Genomic DNA, 17,525 nt, shown 5'->3' with positions numbered 1-17,525 from the left:
ATTTTCCGGTTTCTTACCAGTCTTTTTCCAGCTTTCGCCCTTCCACGCGGACACCTTTTTTCACTTTGTCCTGCACGTTCTTTTCATCCTGCATTGCAGCTCTCAGTAACTGTTCGGCATTTTCCTTCGACATTTGGTTCTGCTGCTGTTGCTGCTGTTGCTGATTCTGCTGTTGCTGATCTTTCTTTTGTTGGTCTTGCTGGTCTTTATTCTGTTGTTTTTCGTCTTGCTTCTGGTCTTGCTTCTGTTGCTGTTGTTGATCCTGTTGCTGATTTTGCTGCTGGTCTTTCAATTGTTTTTGTGCCAAAGCAAGGTTGTAACGCGTTTCATTGTCTTTCGGATTGTTTCGCAAGGCTTCCTTATAAGCTTCAATGCACTGTGGCAACTGTTTCGATGATTGCAGAATGACACCCATATTATGGTAAATCTGTGCCAGCTTCATTTTATCTTTCTCCACATGCCGTGCAGCCTCGTATTGCTCCATTGCCTCCTTGGCCTTTTGTTGCATCAGCAACGAATTTGCCAGATTATACATTGCATCGGTCGACTTTGGCTCCAGTTCCAAAGCCTTACGGTAATCCACTTCTGCCTTCACATAAGTGCTATCTTTGTAAAGCTTGTTGCCACTCCGCAAATAATCGCGTTCGCTTTTCTGACAATAAGCAGCGACCGATACGAGCATGAATCCAAGCAGTAAAATATATCCTTTTCGTCCCATAATCAATCCTGTTTAAATAGTTTCACGTTCTTAAAGAGCGGATTTCTCCGTTCCAGTATCATCAAGTCGACAGCTAGCAAAAGCAAAGCCATCCATGCCAAAACCTGGAATTGTTCGTCAAACTCGGTAAATACTTGTGTCTCCACATCTGCCTTTGCCAATTTGTTGATTTCGGCATTCAAAGCACGTTCGGCATTATTAGTATTATCCACACGTACATACATCCCGTTTCCCGCTTTAGCTATCTCCTGACACATCTGCTCATTTAAACGAGTGATAATGACATTGCCATCTTTATCACGACGATATTCATTATTGCTGCCTGCCGGAATAGGAGCACCATCGGGTGACCCCACTCCCAATACAAACACCCGTACTCCTTGCTTGGCTGCCTGTTGTGCTGCTTCCACCGCTCCTCCTTCGTGGTTTTCACCATCAGTAATAAGCACGATGGCACGTCCCACACCCGTATTTGGTGTAAAACTCTTCATTGCCAAGTCAATAGCACCACGGATATCAGTTCCTTGAGTAGAAATGAGCGACGGACTGATGGTTTCCAAAAACATCTTGGCCGATATATAATCACTGGTAATAGGCAACTGGGTAAAGGCTTCACCGGCAAAGACAATCATAGCCACTTTGTCATTGTTGAATGTCTCGACTAAACGTGAAATAAGTTTTTTTGATTTTTCCAGCCTACTGGGTGTCACATCTTCTGCCAGCATTGAATTCGAAATGTCCAGTGCCACGACAGTTTCCACTCCCTGCCGTTTCACAGTTTCCATTTTAGATCCGAATTGCGGACGTGCCAGCATGAATATGACCATTGCCAATGCTGCGAACACCAGCCAAAACTTAACATCGGGACGATACTTCGATACGTCAGGCATCAGATGCGCCAATAATTCCGGATCACCGTACTGACGGATTTTCTTACGCCTGCGCCAGTTGGAATACAAGTACAGTCCAATCAGTACCGGCAATACAAATAGCAAATATAAATATATGGGTTCTCCAAATCGAAACATAGCTTTTCTTTTTTAAGGTATTTTCTTTAATACAGTATTACGCAAGACAAGCTCAAGCAAAATGCACAAGAATGCCACCAAGGCAAAAGGCAGATAAGCCTCCTCACGCTTGCTGAATTCTTTCACGTTCAGTTTGGTCTTTTCCAACTTGTCAATCTCGCGGTAGACTTCTTCCAACTTAGAGTTGCTTGTGGCACGGAAGTAGTTTCCGTTCGTAGTACCAGCTATCTGGATCAGAGTCTGCTCATCTATTTCCACGGGCACGTTCACATATTGGATACCCGCATAAGTAGGCATCGGATAAGGTGCCGTTCCATTTGTTCCCACCCCGATGGTGTACACCCGAATACCGAACTGCTTGGCTATTTCGGCCGCCGTCAGTGGTGAAATATCTCCTCGGTTATTGCTGCCATCAGTCAACAGAATAATCACTTTCGACTTTGCCTTACTGTCCTTCAGGCGACTGATAGAATTCGCAAGCCCCATACCGATAGCTGTTCCGTCCTCAATCAACCCACGTTGTGCAATGTCACCCTTAATGCTGTTGAAAAGATTCAGCAACACAGCATGGTCGATGGTAAGCGGACATTGCGTAAATGCTTCTCCGGCAAAAATAGTCAGCCCAATATTATCGTTGGGACGCCCGTTGATAAATTCGGCAGCTACTTTCTTTGCTGCTTCCAGACGATTGGGTTTCAGGTCTTCGGCAAGCATACTGGTTGAAACGTCAACCGACAGCATGATGTCTATACCTTCTATCTCCGTGTTTTGCCAGTTGTCGGTAGTTTGCGGACGCGCCAGCACCAGCACAATCATCACAAAAGCCGCAATGCGCAACAAGAAAGGCGCATGAAGCAAATACAATTTCCAGCTTCGTGGTGCATTCATGTACATGCGGGTCGTGGAGACCTGCATAGTAGGCTCTGTTTTTTTTCTTCGTATAAAATACCACACAATGTAAGGTATCAGCAGGAGCAACAAAAACAGGTATTCAATATTTGCAAAAATCATAGTCTCTACAGTTTAATTAATTAGAAGAACAAATCGATGATATGCCGGACCACCAAGTATATACATACCACAGCACCGATACTTACAACGGCAATGCTACATATCAAGGCGATACGTCCTCGTTTCGAACGTTTTTCTTCTACACGGATTTCGGTCGGTTCTTTCTTTGCATTCGGATCTTCTTCCACCTTGGTCTGGTTTATGAAATCGATGGCATTCACCAAATTCATATCGTTTTCATTCATCAGCGGCGCATGTTTGGCAAACTTCACCAAATCGGCCGTTTCGAATAAGAGTTTCAGGTCGTCAATGGAACGTTGATCTTTTTCTTCCAACAACCGGTCAATAATTTCAGCCGAAGTCATTTCCATCGCATTAAATCCGAAACGCTCCTTGATATATGTACGGATGGCCTCGGTCAACTCCGTATAATACAGCTTCGGGTCATCGCGTTGCACTTGCTTGTCCGCCTTTATCTCTTCTATCTTTTTCATTGCTACCTGATGAGGAGGCAATTTAGGCTCTATCTTGATAATCTTGATAATCGGCTTGTTGTCACGATAGCGTATGACGAGAAATACAGCCAAAGCACCCAATATCAGCATCAGGATACCCGAATAGACCAATGGAGCTACATCGTCCCATGTGATGGGTACTTCACGAATAGCTTTCGGACCGAAGAACTGGTCAGGATGTAACGTGTCTACCGGAATGGAATACACTTTCAATGCCAAAGCTTTCGAAAAATAAGGTGTGCCGTTCACCTTCACTTCGAAGGGAGGTAAATAATACAATGCCGAATCAAACGAAGTAACCGTATATTCCTGCGAAATCAGCCATCGTTTGTTTTCATTCAGCAATTGAGTGTCTGGTTTGGCTACATCCAACACTTCCACACCTCTTACCAACGTATCACGCAGCAAGGGAAGCTGCAACTTCTGATTGGCATCCATACTGACCTGAAGTTTGATTTTCGCCTGCTCACCGATAAGCAGCTGCAACGAGTCGATGGTAGCATCCACCGTCACTTGTGCCTTTACTTCCGGAAAAGCAAAAAACAACAACGCCAGCACGCATCCCAACATTTTCAGCAGCTTCTTGCTACATATATATAATAATGTGTATTTCATAATCTGTCACTCTCAATTTCGTTTCGCAAATAAAGTAAGCAACGCCTTTACATAATCTTGGTCGGTTCGCACCGAAACCGAATCCACATTACTGTGTGTAAAAATACCGGACAGCTTCTGCTGACGCTCCAACCACCAGGCATGATGAGCATTACGCAAAGCCTTGGACGAAGTGTCTATCCATTGTTCATGACCCGTCTCGGCATCATGTACTTTCATCAATCCCACATTGGGCAATTCTTCCATACGACGGTCATACACTTGCACAGCCACAACATCGTGCTTGCGATTAGCTATGGTCAGCGCATTCTGGTAATCGTGCTCATCAATGAAATCGCTCAACATAAAAGCTGTACACCGTTTTTTCAACACGTTAGTCAAGTATTCTATCACACACTGAATATTGGTACGCGTGCTGGTAGGCTGAAAATCCAATAATTCGCGAATGATGTACAAAATGTGCTTACGTCCCTTTTTGGGTGGAATAAACTTTTCGATACGGTCAGAAAAAAAGATAACACCGATTTTATCATTGTTCTGGATGGCAGAGAAAGCCAATGTGGCAGCTATCTCGGTCACCATATCTTTTTTCAACTGATGCACCGTACCAAAATCCAAGCTGTTCGACACATCGACCAACAGCATTACAGTCAGTTCCCGCTCTTCCTCAAACACCTTGACAAAAGGTTTGTCGAAACGAGCGGTCACATTCCAGTCTATGTCGCGCACATCATCTCCGTATTGGTACTCGCGAACTTCAGAAAAAGCCATTCCCCTCCCCTTAAAGGCCGAGTGATATTGTCCTGCAAAGATATTGCTAGACAATCCGCGGGTTTTAATTTCAATCTGACGTACCCGTTTTAACAACTCACTTGTTTCCATCTGTTTCATTTACAATTAACAACCTACAATTTACAATGAACAACTTACCTAATGGAGAAATTACATCCGCTCATCTGTTAATTGCTCCTTGTTAAACCGGTAAAAGGCACGTATGCTTGCACCTGTTTGCGTGTAAGCATACGTCAATTTATAATGCATAGCAATCAGGGTACTTCTACCTTATTCAGGATCTTGCTGACTATTTCATCCGAAGTGACATTTGTCGCTTCCGCCTCATAAGTCAACCCGATACGGTGCCGCAACACATCGTGTGCAATGGCACGTACATCTTCGGGGATAACGTATCCACGACGCTTGATGAAAGCATAGCTACGTGCAGCCAATGCCAAATTGATGGAGGCACGTGGCGAACCACCAAAACCAATCAGATTTTTCAAGTCTTTCAAATCGTATTTTTCAGGATAACGGGTAGCAAACACAATGTCGGCAATGTATTGCTCGATTTTCTCGTCAAGGTATACCTGACGCACTACCTTACGTGCCTCAATGATATCTTCAGCCTTCAGGATAGGACGCACCTGAATCTTTTCTCCGGAAATATTCTGACGAATGATTTTCTTTTCTTCTTCCAACTTCGGATAGTCAATAATCACCTTCAGCATGAAACGGTCCACTTGTGCTTCAGGCAACGGATAAGTACCCTCCTGTTCTATTGGATTTTGGGTAGCCATTACCAAAAATGGTGAAGGCAGGTCGAACGTCTCTTTGCCCAGTGTCACCTGGCGTTCCTGCATGGCTTCCAGTAAAGCACTCTGCACTTTTGCCGGTGCACGGTTGATTTCATCCGCCAAGATGAAATTGGCAAAAATAGGTCCCTTGTTAGTGACAAACCGTTCATCTTTCTGACTGTATATCATCGTACCAAGGATATCGGCAGGCAATAAGTCCGGAGTAAATTGGACACGGCTATATTTTGAATCTATTAATGAAGCAAGTGTTTTGATTGCCAAAGTCTTTGCCAATCCCGGAACACCTTCCAACAAGATGTGTCCATCCGACAACAAGCCAATCAGCAAGGATTCCACCAAATGTTTCTGTCCTACAATCACTTGGTCCATACCAGTCATCAGGTTAGTAACAAACGCACTTTCGCGTTCTATTCGTTCATTCAATGCACGAATATCAATAGCTTCAGCCATAGTTTTTCTTTATTTTTTATATGTTAAGTATTCTGTTTTTCTTATCGGCCTCAAAAGTACGGCATAATATTAACAGGAACAACTAATTTTTATTAAAAAAAGTAGCTGCCTTTCTGCATTTAAATCTTATTGGACTAAAGTTTTTTAAAATGGTCTTCATCGCTTCGGAACCAGCTTCGGAACACGTATGGAAGTACCTACAGGAATATCGTTGACATCTTTCAATATTTCCCGGTTGTAACGGGCAAGGTAAGTCCACAAATTCTTGTTACCATAATATCGCAAAGCAAGACGAGCCAAACTCTCTCCCCTGCGAAGTGTATGCGTGGCCAGTGTTCCTACAATATCATAGCGTACTGTATCCGGCAAACAGAGCGGAGAAGATGGCAATCCGACCGTTTCACGATGTTTAGAAGCAGGCAAGCTGTCTACTGTCATAGCCTGTTCAGACACAACCGTACCCTTCGGTTCTTGTCGTGTTTCAGACAACACCTTTACTACTGAGTCAGGTATATATCGTCTGCCGGAAAACAAGACCCAACCCATAACACCGCCTATAATAACACCGATCAATAAAACGGAAGCAATAAAACACCAAGGCAAGCGCGGTTTCTGTTTTTGTTTTTCTACATCAAAGCGGTTTTCCGGAAACAAAGGTACAGGCTCATACTTCTCTTCTTCTGTTTCCGGCTTCATACCTTCTGTCTGTTGCAACGGTTCCGGATGTACTTCCGGTTCAAACGCAGCAGGTTCTCTTTCATCCGAAGCAGGAATTTCCATCTGTGCCTCTTCCGAGGCAATGGCTTTCTCTTCTTCCTCTACCATATCATCGAAATGAGCAGACTCATTCAACAGAACGGTTTCAAAGTGACTGAACGGCTTGTTGACCAACTCACGCATAGATACATCCGGCATAAACGAAAGACACGATCTTCCAGCATTCCCGTCATCGGAATCTATCAGCTTGAAGGTTCCCAAACCTTTAATTTTCACATATTTGTCGGTTGCCAATGTTTCTTTTATCAAGGCGAAAAAAGCTTCGACAAACGCTTCTGCATCTGCCTCTTCCATCTGGTGGCGTTGCGCCAACAACATCACCAGTTCTTCTTTTGTGAATTTATCATCCATTAGCAAACGAACTGTTTTTATGTTTTTCTAACTCATAAGAAGCCGGTTCAAATATCAATACAAGTTTCGGAGGTACCAAAAAACGTTGCTTGGACGCCGGGTTATACACAATCCGTTCCAACTCTTTCTTTACACTGAATGTACCGAAACCGTCGAAATCCAGCCTTTTCCCTTCCTGTAACTGTTCGCCCATAATGTCTACCATCGAAGCAATTAACTGTGCTGCATCCTTATTGGTATATCCCAACCGGCGTGACAATTCTCCTGTCAACTCCTTGTTATTCATAGTCTTATTTTACGCTAGAATTTCCGATAACAGTTGACGAGCTGACAAAGTAGAAAACCTTGCCAACTCGTCAACCGTTAATTATCAACTAATTATTTCAGCATATAAATCAAAATCATCGGCATCATAAACTTTCACGCGGTGAAAAGAACCTATATGCAAGATTTTGCCTTCATCTTTCACCAATACTTCAGGATCTACCTCTGGCGAATCAAATTCGGTCCGGCCCACATAATATTCACCTTCTCTACGGTCGATAATAATCTGGAATTCTTTACCGATTTTGGCATGACACTGCTCGTTTGAAATTTCCTGCTGAATTGCCATCAGTTCGTCCAGCCGGCGCTGCTTCACTTCTTCCGCAACATCGTCTTTATAGTGGCGTGCCGAATACGTACCCTCTTCTTCCGAATAGGCAAATGCCCCCATACGTTCGAACCGGGCATGACGCACAAACTCTTTCAACTCCTCGAAATCTTGCTCAGTCTCACCTGGAAATCCTACCATCAACGTGGTACGCAAATGAATACCCGGCACTTCATGGCGGAACTGCTCAATCAAAGCGTAGGTTTCTTCTTTCGTAACATGACGGCGCATCCGTTGTAACATATTATCACTGATGTGTTGCAAGGCAATATCCATGTACTTGCACACATTACTGTGCTCACGCATCACACGAAACAAATCTTGCGGGAAATGTGCCGGATAAGCATAATGCAGGCGAATCCATTTCACACCCGGAATTTCAGCCATCTGTTCAATCAATTGCGGAAGCATTTGCTTCTTATAAAGGTCAATACCGTAATAAGTCAGCTCTTGCGCTATCACCTGAAACTCTTTCACTCCTTGTGCAACAAGCAGGCGCACTTCATCCAGAATTTCCTCCATCGGGCGCGAGACATGCTTGCCTGTAATGATAGGTATGGCACAATAGGCACATTTCCGGTCACACCCTTCCGAAATCTTCAGGTATGCATAATGCTTGGGAGTTGTCAAGTGACGTTCGATGGCATATTCAGAATGGAAAGTCTTACCCAAATCGGCAAGCAACTCGTTCCAGTTAAACTTTCCGTAAAACTTATCCACCTGAGGAATTTCCACTTGTAAATCTTTCAAGTAGCGCTCTGACAAACACCCCATAACGTAGAGTTTCTTCAACCGCCCTTCTTCTTTAGCCTGGCAGAATTCTAAAATCATGTTGACAGACTCTTCCTTGGCATCGCCGATAAACCCACAAGTGTTGATGACCGCAATTTCTCCTTGCGGATTTTCACTGTCATGTGTCACCCTATAACCGTTCAATTCAAGCTGCTTCATCAGTTTTTCCGAATCAACCAGGTTCTTCGAACAGCCCAAAGTGATGATATCAATCGTATTTTTTCTCATTCAACTTTACTTATTTGTTTCCAAACAGTGAATCCACAAATTCGCGGCGGCGGAATATCTGCAAATCTTCCATGCCTTCGCCCAGCCCGATGTATTTCACTGGAATCTTAAACTGGTCAGAAATACCGATTACGACACCTCCTTTGGCAGTCCCGTCCAGTTTGGTAATAGCCATTGCATTGACTTCTGTTGCCAATGTAAACTGTTTAGCCTGCTCGAAAGCATTCTGTCCCGTAGAACCATCAAGCACCAGCAACACTTCATGAGGAGCATCAGGCACCACCTTCTTCATCACATTCTTGATTTTGGTCAATTCGTTCATCAGGCCGATTTTATTGTGCAGACGTCCAGCCGTATCAATGATGACCACATCGGCATGATTTGCCACTGCCGAACTCAACGTATCGAATGCCACTGAAGCAGGATCAGAACCCATTTTTTGCTTTATAACAGGCACCCCTACCCGTTCGCCCCATATCACGAGTTGTTCTACAGCAGCTGCACGGAAAGTATCGGCAGCTCCCAAATAGACCGACTTGCCGGCTTTCTTAAACTGATAGGCAAGCTTGCCGATAGTGGTGGTCTTTCCTACTCCGTTTACGCCCACTACCATGATGACGTATGGCGTCTTTCCTGCGGGAATATCAAAATCATCTGCATCTACCGTATTGTTTTCAGTCAGCAGGGCTGCTATTTCCTCACGCAAGATGTTGTTCAGTTCTTCGGTATTGATGTATTTGTCTTGTGCCACACGCTTCTCGATGCGCTTGATGATTTTCAGCGTGGTTTCCACACCTACGTCCGAAGTAATCAGCACTTCTTCCAGATTGTCCAGCACTTCGTCATCTACCTTGGATTTGCCTGCCACAGCCCGGGCTATCTTGCTAAACACGCTCTGCTTGGTTTTCGACAATCCTTTGTCCAACGTTTCCTTCTTTTCCTTCGAGAAAAAACTAAATATTCCCATACGATATGTCTTTATGTTATCTGCTATGTTTGTGCAAATATACGGATTTTTCTCTAAAACAAACGAATGAGTTTATTAGTTTGTCAAGGCAAACACATCTAAATTATACAGATTACCCGATTCCGGAAAGAAGATTATCCCATTTTGGAAAGAGGATTATTTGCTCCAGTACCAAAATCTGCCCTTAAAAATCGTACCGTACATGAATGAAACAAAAAGCCTTGCGGCTTCCGGCGTTTATTACAACGGCAGATAGCTGCAAGGCTTCATTGAAATAAGAAACAAGTTCTTAGACAATTCTGTAAAATAAACAGTTCATAAATTTGTTCAATAGCCTTCGTTCTGAGTCCAATTAGTATTGGTATCCATCACTCCCAAAGGAATTGGCATTACACGACGCCACAATTCAGTTTTAGCTTCAGGATGAACCACATTTTTCCACCCCCAATCGTTTTCAAACTGACCGAAACGAATCAAATCTTGACGTCTCCACATCTCACAAATAAACTCACGGCCACGTTCATCCAGCAATTCTTGGAATGTAACGGCACCTTCCGAAATGTGAGGAGCACTTGAACAATCGCGTACCTGATTTATCAACGAAGCTGGGGTATCACCTCTAGTCGAAGTTGCCCCACGCAGAATACACTCTGCTTTCGTCAGCAATATATCGGCATAACGGAAAATTGGAATGTCATTTCCACTCAGACGGTCGCGAAGGTCGTAATCATCAGGAATGCTCGGATATTTGCCCAAATGATAACCTTTCATAATATTAGGAGCTTCTGAGTCGGCACCAACATCCAAGGTAGGCAGGTCAACGAAATCACTTGTTTCAAGTTGCTTGTAAGTAACTTGCTGTCCTTGGTACATCAACGGCTGGTCTGTAAAGACATAATTATTATTATAATCAGCCACATATTGCGGACCTCCCAAAATCATTTCATTGCGTTCGTCACCCGGCAAATTGAAACGAGCAACACATTCAGGAATCAAAATATAAGCTCCTGCAACCGATTTTGAAGGTAAAAATCCCCACGGACCATTGTCACAGTTATTGGCTTTTTTAAATGTCATAAAGCGGTCCAACTGGTGTCCGCCCACATACTTTGTAGGATTTGCCACCGGATCGAAATCCATAGCATAAATGAAATCCTTAACCTGCACACCATTATTAGGGAAGAATTTTTGGCGATAACCTGTACCTACTTCAAAAAGTTTTGAATCGGTGATACTATCACACCAAGCCACACAATCATTCAGTTTTTCGTTTGGCGTATCATTAGTTACTGATTTTACATCACCGCAAGTATATACACCCCAATTCAAATATAGTTTGACCAGCAATGCTTCTGCCATCCACTTATTAGGACGGCCATACGTATTATCATTGTTTTCTGCCGTCAATTGAGGAATAACAGACAATAATTCCTGTTCTATCCAACGGGCAACTTCAGCGCGAGGTGCACGTTCTATCACTTCACCTTCTGCCGGTGTATGATCAAGCAAGGGTACATCACCATACAAATCCATCATCATGAAATGATAAAAAGCACGGATAGCACGTACAGGAGCAATCGTCGTATTATTCTCAACATCTTCACCTCCGGTCAACTCCATAATCACCGAATTGCAATAAGAGACACCTGACATCAGGTCTCCCATCTGCCCTACACCAGGAGTGTCGGATCGCAGGTCGTGAACTGTAGGGAAAAGCAATCGGCCGCTGTCATAATATCCGCCATTGAAACAAACTCCCATCAGTTCATCACCTTGGAGCATTACACCTTCCCAGTAGTTACGCCCCAATCCTGCTTCGTTCTGCAAATAATAATAGCATCCTTCCAACTTGGCACTCAAGGCAATAGGATTATCCGGATAAGTAGTATATTGGGTATCGATTACCGTATCAAGGTCAGTGCACGAAGCAGCACCGACAATCATGCCTGAAAATAGCAAAAGTTTAATATATGGTTTCATAGTCTATTCTATTTATTAAAAGTTAATAGTTGCACCGATAAGGAATTGGCGAGTACGTGGATAATGGTCATTACGAGAATCTACACCAGGCTCCAAACCTCCCAAATTGATTTCCGGGTCACGTCCTTTATAACCTGTGATTGTAAATACATTATTGCACGAAGCATAAATACGCAAGTCACGCAACCATCCGTTTAAGTTGCGGAATGTATAACCTAATGTGAGGTTTGACAAACGGAAATAAGAACCATTTTCCAAATAACGGTCAGAAGGCATAGCCGAGTATGTATCTGTCGGCCTTTGTTCAGTTACGACCGATGCCAAGACGTTCTTGCCTTCCGCAATACTCTGAATGTTACTGAAATAAGCACGTCCTTCATCGAATATCTTCTGCCCGAACACGCCGGTAAAGAAAGCGGTAAGATCCCAGTTCTTATACGTAAAGGTGTTGTTCCAGCCCATTGTCAGTTTCGGTTGTGCATTTCCCACGATGGTCCGGTCATCTTCACCCGGAGTAGTTGTCGTCTCTCCTGTACGTTCCCCAGTTTCAGGGTCGTGTACATAAAACGTAGATACACCGTCATCATTATACCCAGCCCATTCATACATATAGAAAGTACCAATGGGTTCTCCCTCTATGATACGTTGGATAGTAGCTGTAGACGCATTCGGTAAATTTGGATTATAACGGTTCAAGACACCTGCATTAAATTCCTGGTTAGACACGCTCACTACCTTATTGCGGTTGTGCGAGAAGTTAAGCGAAGCATTCCATGTGAAATCGCGTGTTTGCACCGGAGTTGCATTGATGGTCAATTCAACACCTCGGTTGCTCATTTTACCTACGTTTGCTGTCAAACTTCCTACTGGATAATAGCTGGTAGATACAGGATAATCCCAAATCATATCTTTGGTAGACTTGTCATAATATTCAATTGTACCGTTCAGACGACCACCGAAGAAAGAGAAATCAAGACCGATGTTGAACATAGAAGTTGTTTCCCACTTCAAATCCGGATTGACATTACGAGCAGCATTCAAATTTTTGTAACTGCCTGTCTGTCCTGTAGAAGGATCAATGTAATTGAAACGAGAACCGCCTTGATAATAAAAACGTGCCGTATAAATATTGAAACCGGTTGCATTACCGCTCTGCCCCCAACCTACATGCAATTTCAAGTCATCGAAAATATTCAAATCCTTAATGAATTTCTCATCCGACAAACGCCATGCAGCGGAGAATGAGGGGAAAGTGGCCCAACGGTTGTTGGCACCGAAGTTGGAAGAACCGTCACGACGTACAGTAGCTTGGAAAATATATTTGCTCTTATATGAATAATTGACACGAGCATAGAATGAAATCATACGTACAGTCTGGCGTAGATTTGCCCATACAGGGTCGGCATCCCATGAGTTAGCAAGACCAATGTTATTCCACCACAATTCATCATTATAAAAATTATAACCGCGTGCCCCAAAACCTTCACCTGTATTTTGTTCTTCCCACGAATAGCCAGCCAACAGATTTAACGTATGATCATCTTTAAATGTTTTATCATAGTTGGCATAAATTTCCATCAGTTTTTTAATATCTTCAGTTGTGTTACGACTCGTTTCACCATTGCGGAAATTGGTTTGTGACTGATGCGAATAATAGTCTTTATAGCTGTAGTTCTGGTTCTCATACGAGAAGTTCGCATTGAGCATCAAACCATCAATAATTTTCAAGTTTACCTTACCTGTTGCCTGTAAACGCTTATAAGTAGCTTCACTTTGATCTTCATAAATCATTGAAAGCGGATTAATATTTTGCGAAATACCTAAATCGCTATACCAACTCCCATCACTGTTCTTTACTGGAACTAATGGTGAATAATAATACATGGCATTATAAACCGAAGCTCCTTGGTCTCCACGAGGCACTCCCCATTCGTTACGAATATTTCCATTCAATCCTACACCAATAGTCAAACGGTCTTTCAACATTTTCGACTCCACATAACTACGGACTGTGAAAATGTCGTTACCAACACGCTTGATAATACCATCTTGCGAAATATAGTTGATACTGGCATTATAAGTCGTGCTCTTACTTCCTCCGCTAATGGAAAGATTATGATTATGCGAAAAGCCAGTGCGTTGTACTTCTTTTGCCCAATTGGTGTTGGCTCCTTTGTCATTAGCGATGGTAATCCCATTTTCACGGGCATAAGTACGTAATTGGTCTGCCGACATCATCTCCCAGTCATTATGAATCTTATCCCAAGCCACATAGCCGCTATAAGTCACACGTGCCGGACCTTCTTGCCCACGTTTAGTAGTGACCATGATAACGCCATTGGCTGCTTTCGAACCATAGATTGCCGTAGCCGAAGCATCACGCAACACATCAATAGATTCAATATCGGCTGGTGAAATCAAGTTAAGGTTAACTCCCGGAATACCGTCGACCACATAAAGCGGCGAGCTGGAACCATTCAAGGTAGAAGCTCCACGCAAATTGATGGAGTTCACGCCCCCATTAGGATCTGAGTTCTGTACAATCACTAACCCCGGCACTTTACCTTGCAGCAATTGCCCCGGCTCAGTATAGGCACCTACATTCATATCCTTTGCCTTTACAGAAGTGATGGAACTAGTCACATCTTTGCGTTGCATCGAACCGTAACCGATAACCACCACTTCATCAAGCAATTGCGTGTCATCCTGCATTGTTACATTCAAGTTTCTGGATTTCACTTGAACCTCTTGCGTCAAGTATCCGATGTAGGAAAACACGAGGGTTTTGCCTTGCGATACCGTTATGGCATATTTACCGTCCGTATCGGTAATGCTACCATTAGTAGTTCCCTTTTCCACTACACTTACCCCTATCAATGGCGTCCCAGTCTTGTCTTTCACAATACCCGTCACCATGTTTTGGGCAAATGCATACATACTCACTAAAAGAAAAACCGCGAGAGAAAACAGGTTTCTCTGCGTCTGCCTGTTTGTTACTAGTTTGCTTTGCATAAATTTGTATAGATTTAATTAATTAACTATTCAATAGCAAAATTAAACATATTCTGTAACACTTATTACATCGATGGCATAATTTTTTCTAATCGGAGTTATTTTTTATAAAACTTACGTCACTAAAAACACTGTAAGCATATATCGGACTCTTTTCGTTAACATTATTTTAATATTACAGGCTCACATGGAGAAGGCAATACAAGTTTTTTTAAACTGTCTTGAATTTATCGCGTGCTGATTTGGGATGAGTTTTTAAGGCTGCGTATAGAATCGGGTAGGAGGTAAATGCTAATCATAGAAAGGCATTTGCCTCCTACTTTCACATTTACCGACCTCCCACACCACCGTACAAGCGGTTCCGCATACGGCGGTTTCGCGCTTTCTCATCTCACGATGTGTGGCAAGTTGTTTTCAGCCATCCCTCGGACTAGCGTCACTCCTACTCTATTGTCGGATTCCGTCCTATCGTGGTGAGTAGGGAAGCTCCTTTCGGACATCTGACTACAAAAGAGTCTCAAGGGTAGCAGTCATTTACTATTGCACTGCGCGATTCGGTCCTTCCCCATAGACACACGTGTCTTAGGTACTATAACCTCTGCTGACTTCTCACGGCAAGCTTTACTCCGTCAGGGCACATCGAATGGGTACGTCTTCGCCATGCGTCCGTGAGACCTCCTCGGATAAGGGCATTGTCTTTCCATCTTATGCCTACTTCATTTACACCGACCGTTCCGAATAGCTATCGGGCTTTGGTTTGTGTAGAAACCTTACCCACGGTCAAATGCCTTGTATGAAGTTTCTGTTCGTTAGACCAGATGTTTGCCGCCGGCTTCCTTCAGATTCCACCTCGCGATGGACACCCTTGCCTTGGGCTATGTGATTCCCGCTATTAGGGCTCACTCGGGACTTACACCCGTTAGACAATGCTCATGCCGAGCGTACTACTAAAAAAAACTCCTTTCGAAATCGAAAGGAGTTTTAATGATATAATTAACTCTAATTAAAGCCTTATTTCTTAAAAAAGTCCTGAACTTTTTCATTAGGTACCATCTGTTCGTCAAAAACATAAGCACCAGTCTTCGGCGACTTAACCATTTTGATAACCTTTGTATAAGAACGGCCTTCTTTTCCTGTCTGAAGGGTTGCGACTGTTTTCTTTGCCATGGTGTCTTATTATTTAATTTCTTTGTGAACTGTTACTCTTTTCAAAATAGGATTGTATTTCTTCAATTCCAATCTCTCGGGTGTATTCTTTCTATTCTTCGTAGTGATGTAACGAGAAGTACCCGGCATACCACTATCTTTCATTTCAGTGCATTCCAAGATTACTTGCACTCTGTTGCCTTTAGCTTTCTTAGCCATACTTTTACTCTCCTTTTAATTAACCAACGATTTTGATAGTTTTCCAATCACAGTAACCTTTCGCAACAGCTTCATTCAGTGCTGCATCCAGCCCTTTCTTATTAATAATTCTCAAGCCGTTAGCACTAATCTTCAGGCTAATCCAGCAATCTTGTTCTACATAGTAGAATTTTTTTGTAAACAAGTTCACATCGAACGTTCTTTTCGTTCTTCTTTTTGAGTGTGAAACGTTGTTGCCAATCATGGCTTTCTTTCCGGTAATTTGACAAATTTTCGACATTTCTATCTAGTTTTTATAGTTTTATTTCTATGCTCCTTAAAACGGAGTGCAAAGTAAGCGGTTTTATTTTACATATGCAAGTTTTTCTTCAATAAATTGCCTTTTATTGCTCATTTTCTTTGTTTTGGCAAATAGAGAGCAACAGTTGAAGCACATTTTTAGTAGCAAACTGGATATTTTTGTCGCGTCCCTCGTCTTCTGTCAGCTTGAGTGTCATAATTTTGTCTTTACTCCCGGCTGCCAGCCAAATGGTACCGACAGGCTTCTCGGGAGTACCTCCACCCGGTCCGGCAATGCCCGATGTAGCCATGGCATAATCAGTCCCAAAAGTATCAATAGCTCCCTTCACCATTTCGATTACGGTTTCTTCACTCACCGCTCCGCATGCCTGAAGGGTTTCCGCTTTTACATGCAACAAGTTTTCCTTCACTTCATCGGCATATGCTACCACTCCACCTTTATAAAAACGTGAGCTACCGGGTACTGCCGTAATGATGGCTGCTACATTTCCGGCCGTACAACTTTCTGCAGTTGCCAATGTATAACCTTCTCTCCAAAAGATTTCGCTGATTTCCTTGCTCAGCTTTTTAGTTTCTACTGACATGTCCTTTATCTGTTTTTTAGTTAATAACTTCGTCCAGGAGTCAAAAGCCAATAGCCAGACTTTCGAAAACCGGCATAAAAAGGATTGCTTCTGATTTCCTTCAACTCCTTATTATATTATATTAATAATATCTGCAAACAGCCAATATATACCCCCTAAAAAAGAACATATACTGCATCGGCAGTTGAATATATACTGCATCTGCGATTGAATATATACTTCATCGGCAGTTGAATATATCTTCATCGGCGAACGCAGTACTACTACGTTTTTAACCCGAACAAACTGGCTATGCAGACATTCATCAGAAACTGTTTAAAATTTCCAATAAAGCAATATTATATCAGGTCCTTTTGAGCTTGCTACCGGTCTGTTTTCCCGGTTTTATCCGGAAAGTAACCACCTCATCCCTGTATAAATCAGAAAAGCAGCCCCGATTATGTCCAGAAACTGTTTTGAATTTCTACAGAAAGTCTCTCAAAACAAACCTGAGCAAATTTCAAACAGGTTCTAAGAAGCTGTTTTGAATTTCTCCAAAAAGTTTTTCTTGGCTTGATGTATCCGTTTTCGTGTGTGCTTTGGGCGATT

At 42.8% G+C, this 17,525-nt stretch carries 16 protein-coding genes; all 16 read right to left on the bottom strand.

Going from position 1 to position 17,525, the window contains the following annotated elements; genetic code table 11:
- Positions 1-13 precede the first annotated feature (13 nt).
- The 16 genes from B5G04_RS18695 to B5G04_RS18615 all read right to left on the bottom strand — a co-directional run bounded on the left by B5G04_RS18695 (position 14) and on the right by B5G04_RS18615 (position 16,937).
- Positions 14-718, bottom strand: coding sequence for a tetratricopeptide repeat protein (locus B5G04_RS18695; RefSeq protein WP_022040015.1), 705 nt, complete (start codon positions 716-718; stop codon positions 14-16).
- 2 nt (positions 719-720) lie between these two features.
- Positions 721-1,746, bottom strand: coding sequence for a VWA domain-containing protein (locus B5G04_RS18690; protein ID WP_022040014.1), 1,026 nt, complete (start codon positions 1,744-1,746; stop codon positions 721-723).
- Between the two features lie 12 nt (positions 1,747-1,758).
- Positions 1,759-2,757 carry a VWA domain-containing protein gene (locus B5G04_RS18685; protein ID WP_087398322.1) on the bottom strand — a complete coding sequence of 333 codons (999 nt, stop codon included), beginning with the start codon at positions 2,755-2,757 and terminating at the stop codon, positions 1,759-1,761.
- A 20-nt stretch (positions 2,758-2,777) separates the two neighbouring features.
- On the bottom strand, positions 2,778-3,842 hold the full coding sequence (locus B5G04_RS18680; protein WP_087209993.1) for a BatD family protein: 1,065 nt from the start codon (positions 3,840-3,842) through the stop codon (positions 2,778-2,780).
- Between the two features lie 57 nt (positions 3,843-3,899).
- Positions 3,900-4,769: a DUF58 domain-containing protein gene (locus B5G04_RS18675; protein ID WP_022040011.1), complete on the bottom strand. Its 870-nt coding sequence runs from the start codon at positions 4,767-4,769 to the stop codon at positions 3,900-3,902.
- 164 nt (positions 4,770-4,933) lie between these two features.
- Complete coding sequence (locus tag B5G04_RS18670; protein WP_087398321.1) at positions 4,934-5,929, bottom strand: AAA family ATPase; 996 nt, start codon at positions 5,927-5,929, stop codon at positions 4,934-4,936.
- A 156-nt stretch (positions 5,930-6,085) separates the two neighbouring features.
- On the bottom strand, positions 6,086-7,057 hold the full coding sequence (locus tag B5G04_RS18665; protein WP_087398320.1) for an HU family DNA-binding protein: 972 nt from the start codon (positions 7,055-7,057) through the stop codon (positions 6,086-6,088).
- Entirely contained in the window at positions 7,050-7,343 is a 294-nt protein-coding gene (locus tag B5G04_RS18660; protein WP_022040008.1) for an HU family DNA-binding protein, read from the bottom strand. The genes B5G04_RS18665 and B5G04_RS18660 overlap by 8 nt, the downstream gene beginning before the upstream one ends.
- A gap of 84 nt (positions 7,344-7,427) precedes the next feature.
- Positions 7,428-8,729 carry a 30S ribosomal protein S12 methylthiotransferase RimO gene (gene rimO / locus B5G04_RS18655; protein WP_087398319.1) on the bottom strand — a complete coding sequence of 434 codons (1,302 nt, stop codon included), beginning with the start codon at positions 8,727-8,729 and terminating at the stop codon, positions 7,428-7,430.
- Between the two features lie 10 nt (positions 8,730-8,739).
- Positions 8,740-9,696 carry a signal recognition particle-docking protein FtsY gene (ftsY, locus tag B5G04_RS18650; protein ID WP_022040006.1) on the bottom strand — a complete coding sequence of 319 codons (957 nt, stop codon included), beginning with the start codon at positions 9,694-9,696 and terminating at the stop codon, positions 8,740-8,742.
- A gap of 327 nt (positions 9,697-10,023) precedes the next feature.
- Entirely contained in the window at positions 10,024-11,676 is a 1,653-nt protein-coding gene (locus B5G04_RS18645; RefSeq protein ID WP_087398318.1) for a RagB/SusD family nutrient uptake outer membrane protein, read from the bottom strand.
- Between the two features lie 15 nt (positions 11,677-11,691).
- A complete protein-coding gene (locus B5G04_RS18640) occupies positions 11,692-14,688 on the bottom strand; it encodes a TonB-dependent receptor (RefSeq protein WP_087398317.1) in 2,997 nt (998 codons plus the stop codon).
- 1,011 nt (positions 14,689-15,699) lie between these two features.
- Entirely contained in the window at positions 15,700-15,855 is a 156-nt protein-coding gene (locus tag B5G04_RS18630; protein WP_007558249.1) for a DUF4295 domain-containing protein, read from the bottom strand.
- Between the two features lie 9 nt (positions 15,856-15,864).
- A complete protein-coding gene (gene rpmG / locus B5G04_RS18625) occupies positions 15,865-16,053 on the bottom strand; it encodes a 50S ribosomal protein L33 (protein ID WP_013616632.1) in 189 nt (62 codons plus the stop codon).
- A gap of 19 nt (positions 16,054-16,072) precedes the next feature.
- Positions 16,073-16,333 (bottom strand): 50S ribosomal protein L28, encoded by a 261-nt coding sequence (rpmB, locus tag B5G04_RS18620; protein ID WP_022040002.1) that lies wholly within the window; start codon positions 16,331-16,333, stop codon positions 16,073-16,075.
- Positions 16,334-16,436: 103 nt separating this feature from the next.
- On the bottom strand, positions 16,437-16,937 hold the full coding sequence (locus B5G04_RS18615; RefSeq protein WP_022040001.1) for a CinA family protein: 501 nt from the start codon (positions 16,935-16,937) through the stop codon (positions 16,437-16,439).
- Positions 16,938-17,525 lie beyond the last annotated feature (588 nt).

Source organism: Bacteroides sp. An51A, assembly GCF_002161565.1.
In the GTDB taxonomy this organism is placed as follows: domain Bacteria; phylum Bacteroidota; class Bacteroidia; order Bacteroidales; family Bacteroidaceae; genus Phocaeicola; species Phocaeicola intestinalis.
This window is presented reverse-complemented; position numbering and strand designations above follow the sequence as displayed.

What these genes read in the sequence shown, in the direction of transcription:
- B5G04_RS18660 (WP_022040008.1), bottom strand. Translation starts at nt 7,343, where the DNA reads ATGAATAACAAGGAGTTGACAGGAGAATTGTCACGCCGGTTGGGATAT.
- rpmG (WP_013616632.1), bottom strand. Translation starts at nt 16,053, where the DNA reads ATGGCTAAGAAAGCTAAAGGCAACAGAGTGCAAGTAATCTTGGAATGC.
- B5G04_RS18690 (WP_022040014.1), bottom strand. Translation starts at nt 1,746, where the DNA reads ATGTTTCGATTTGGAGAACCCATATATTTATATTTGCTATTTGTATTG.
- B5G04_RS18640 (WP_087398317.1), bottom strand. Translation starts at nt 14,688, where the DNA reads ATGCAAAGCAAACTAGTAACAAACAGGCAGACGCAGAGAAACCTGTTT.
- B5G04_RS18670 (WP_087398321.1), bottom strand. Translation starts at nt 5,929, where the DNA reads ATGGCTGAAGCTATTGATATTCGTGCATTGAATGAACGAATAGAACGC.
- ftsY (WP_022040006.1), bottom strand. Translation starts at nt 9,696, where the DNA reads ATGGGAATATTTAGTTTTTTCTCGAAGGAAAAGAAGGAAACGTTGGAC.
- rpmB (WP_022040002.1), bottom strand. Translation starts at nt 16,333, where the DNA reads ATGTCGAAAATTTGTCAAATTACCGGAAAGAAAGCCATGATTGGCAAC.
- B5G04_RS18685 (WP_087398322.1), bottom strand. Translation starts at nt 2,757, where the DNA reads ATGATTTTTGCAAATATTGAATACCTGTTTTTGTTGCTCCTGCTGATA.
- B5G04_RS18680 (WP_087209993.1), bottom strand. Translation starts at nt 3,842, where the DNA reads ATGTTGGGATGCGTGCTGGCGTTGTTGTTTTTTGCTTTTCCGGAAGTA.
- B5G04_RS18675 (WP_022040011.1), bottom strand. Translation starts at nt 4,769, where the DNA reads ATGGAAACAAGTGAGTTGTTAAAACGGGTACGTCAGATTGAAATTAAA.
- B5G04_RS18695 (WP_022040015.1), bottom strand. Translation starts at nt 718, where the DNA reads ATGGGACGAAAAGGATATATTTTACTGCTTGGATTCATGCTCGTATCG.
- B5G04_RS18665 (WP_087398320.1), bottom strand. Translation starts at nt 7,057, where the DNA reads ATGGATGATAAATTCACAAAAGAAGAACTGGTGATGTTGTTGGCGCAA.
- rimO (WP_087398319.1), bottom strand. Translation starts at nt 8,729, where the DNA reads ATGAGAAAAAATACGATTGATATCATCACTTTGGGCTGTTCGAAGAAC.
- B5G04_RS18630 (WP_007558249.1), bottom strand. Translation starts at nt 15,855, where the DNA reads ATGGCAAAGAAAACAGTCGCAACCCTTCAGACAGGAAAAGAAGGCCGT.
- B5G04_RS18615 (WP_022040001.1), bottom strand. Translation starts at nt 16,937, where the DNA reads ATGTCAGTAGAAACTAAAAAGCTGAGCAAGGAAATCAGCGAAATCTTT.
- B5G04_RS18645 (WP_087398318.1), bottom strand. Translation starts at nt 11,676, where the DNA reads ATGAAACCATATATTAAACTTTTGCTATTTTCAGGCATGATTGTCGGT.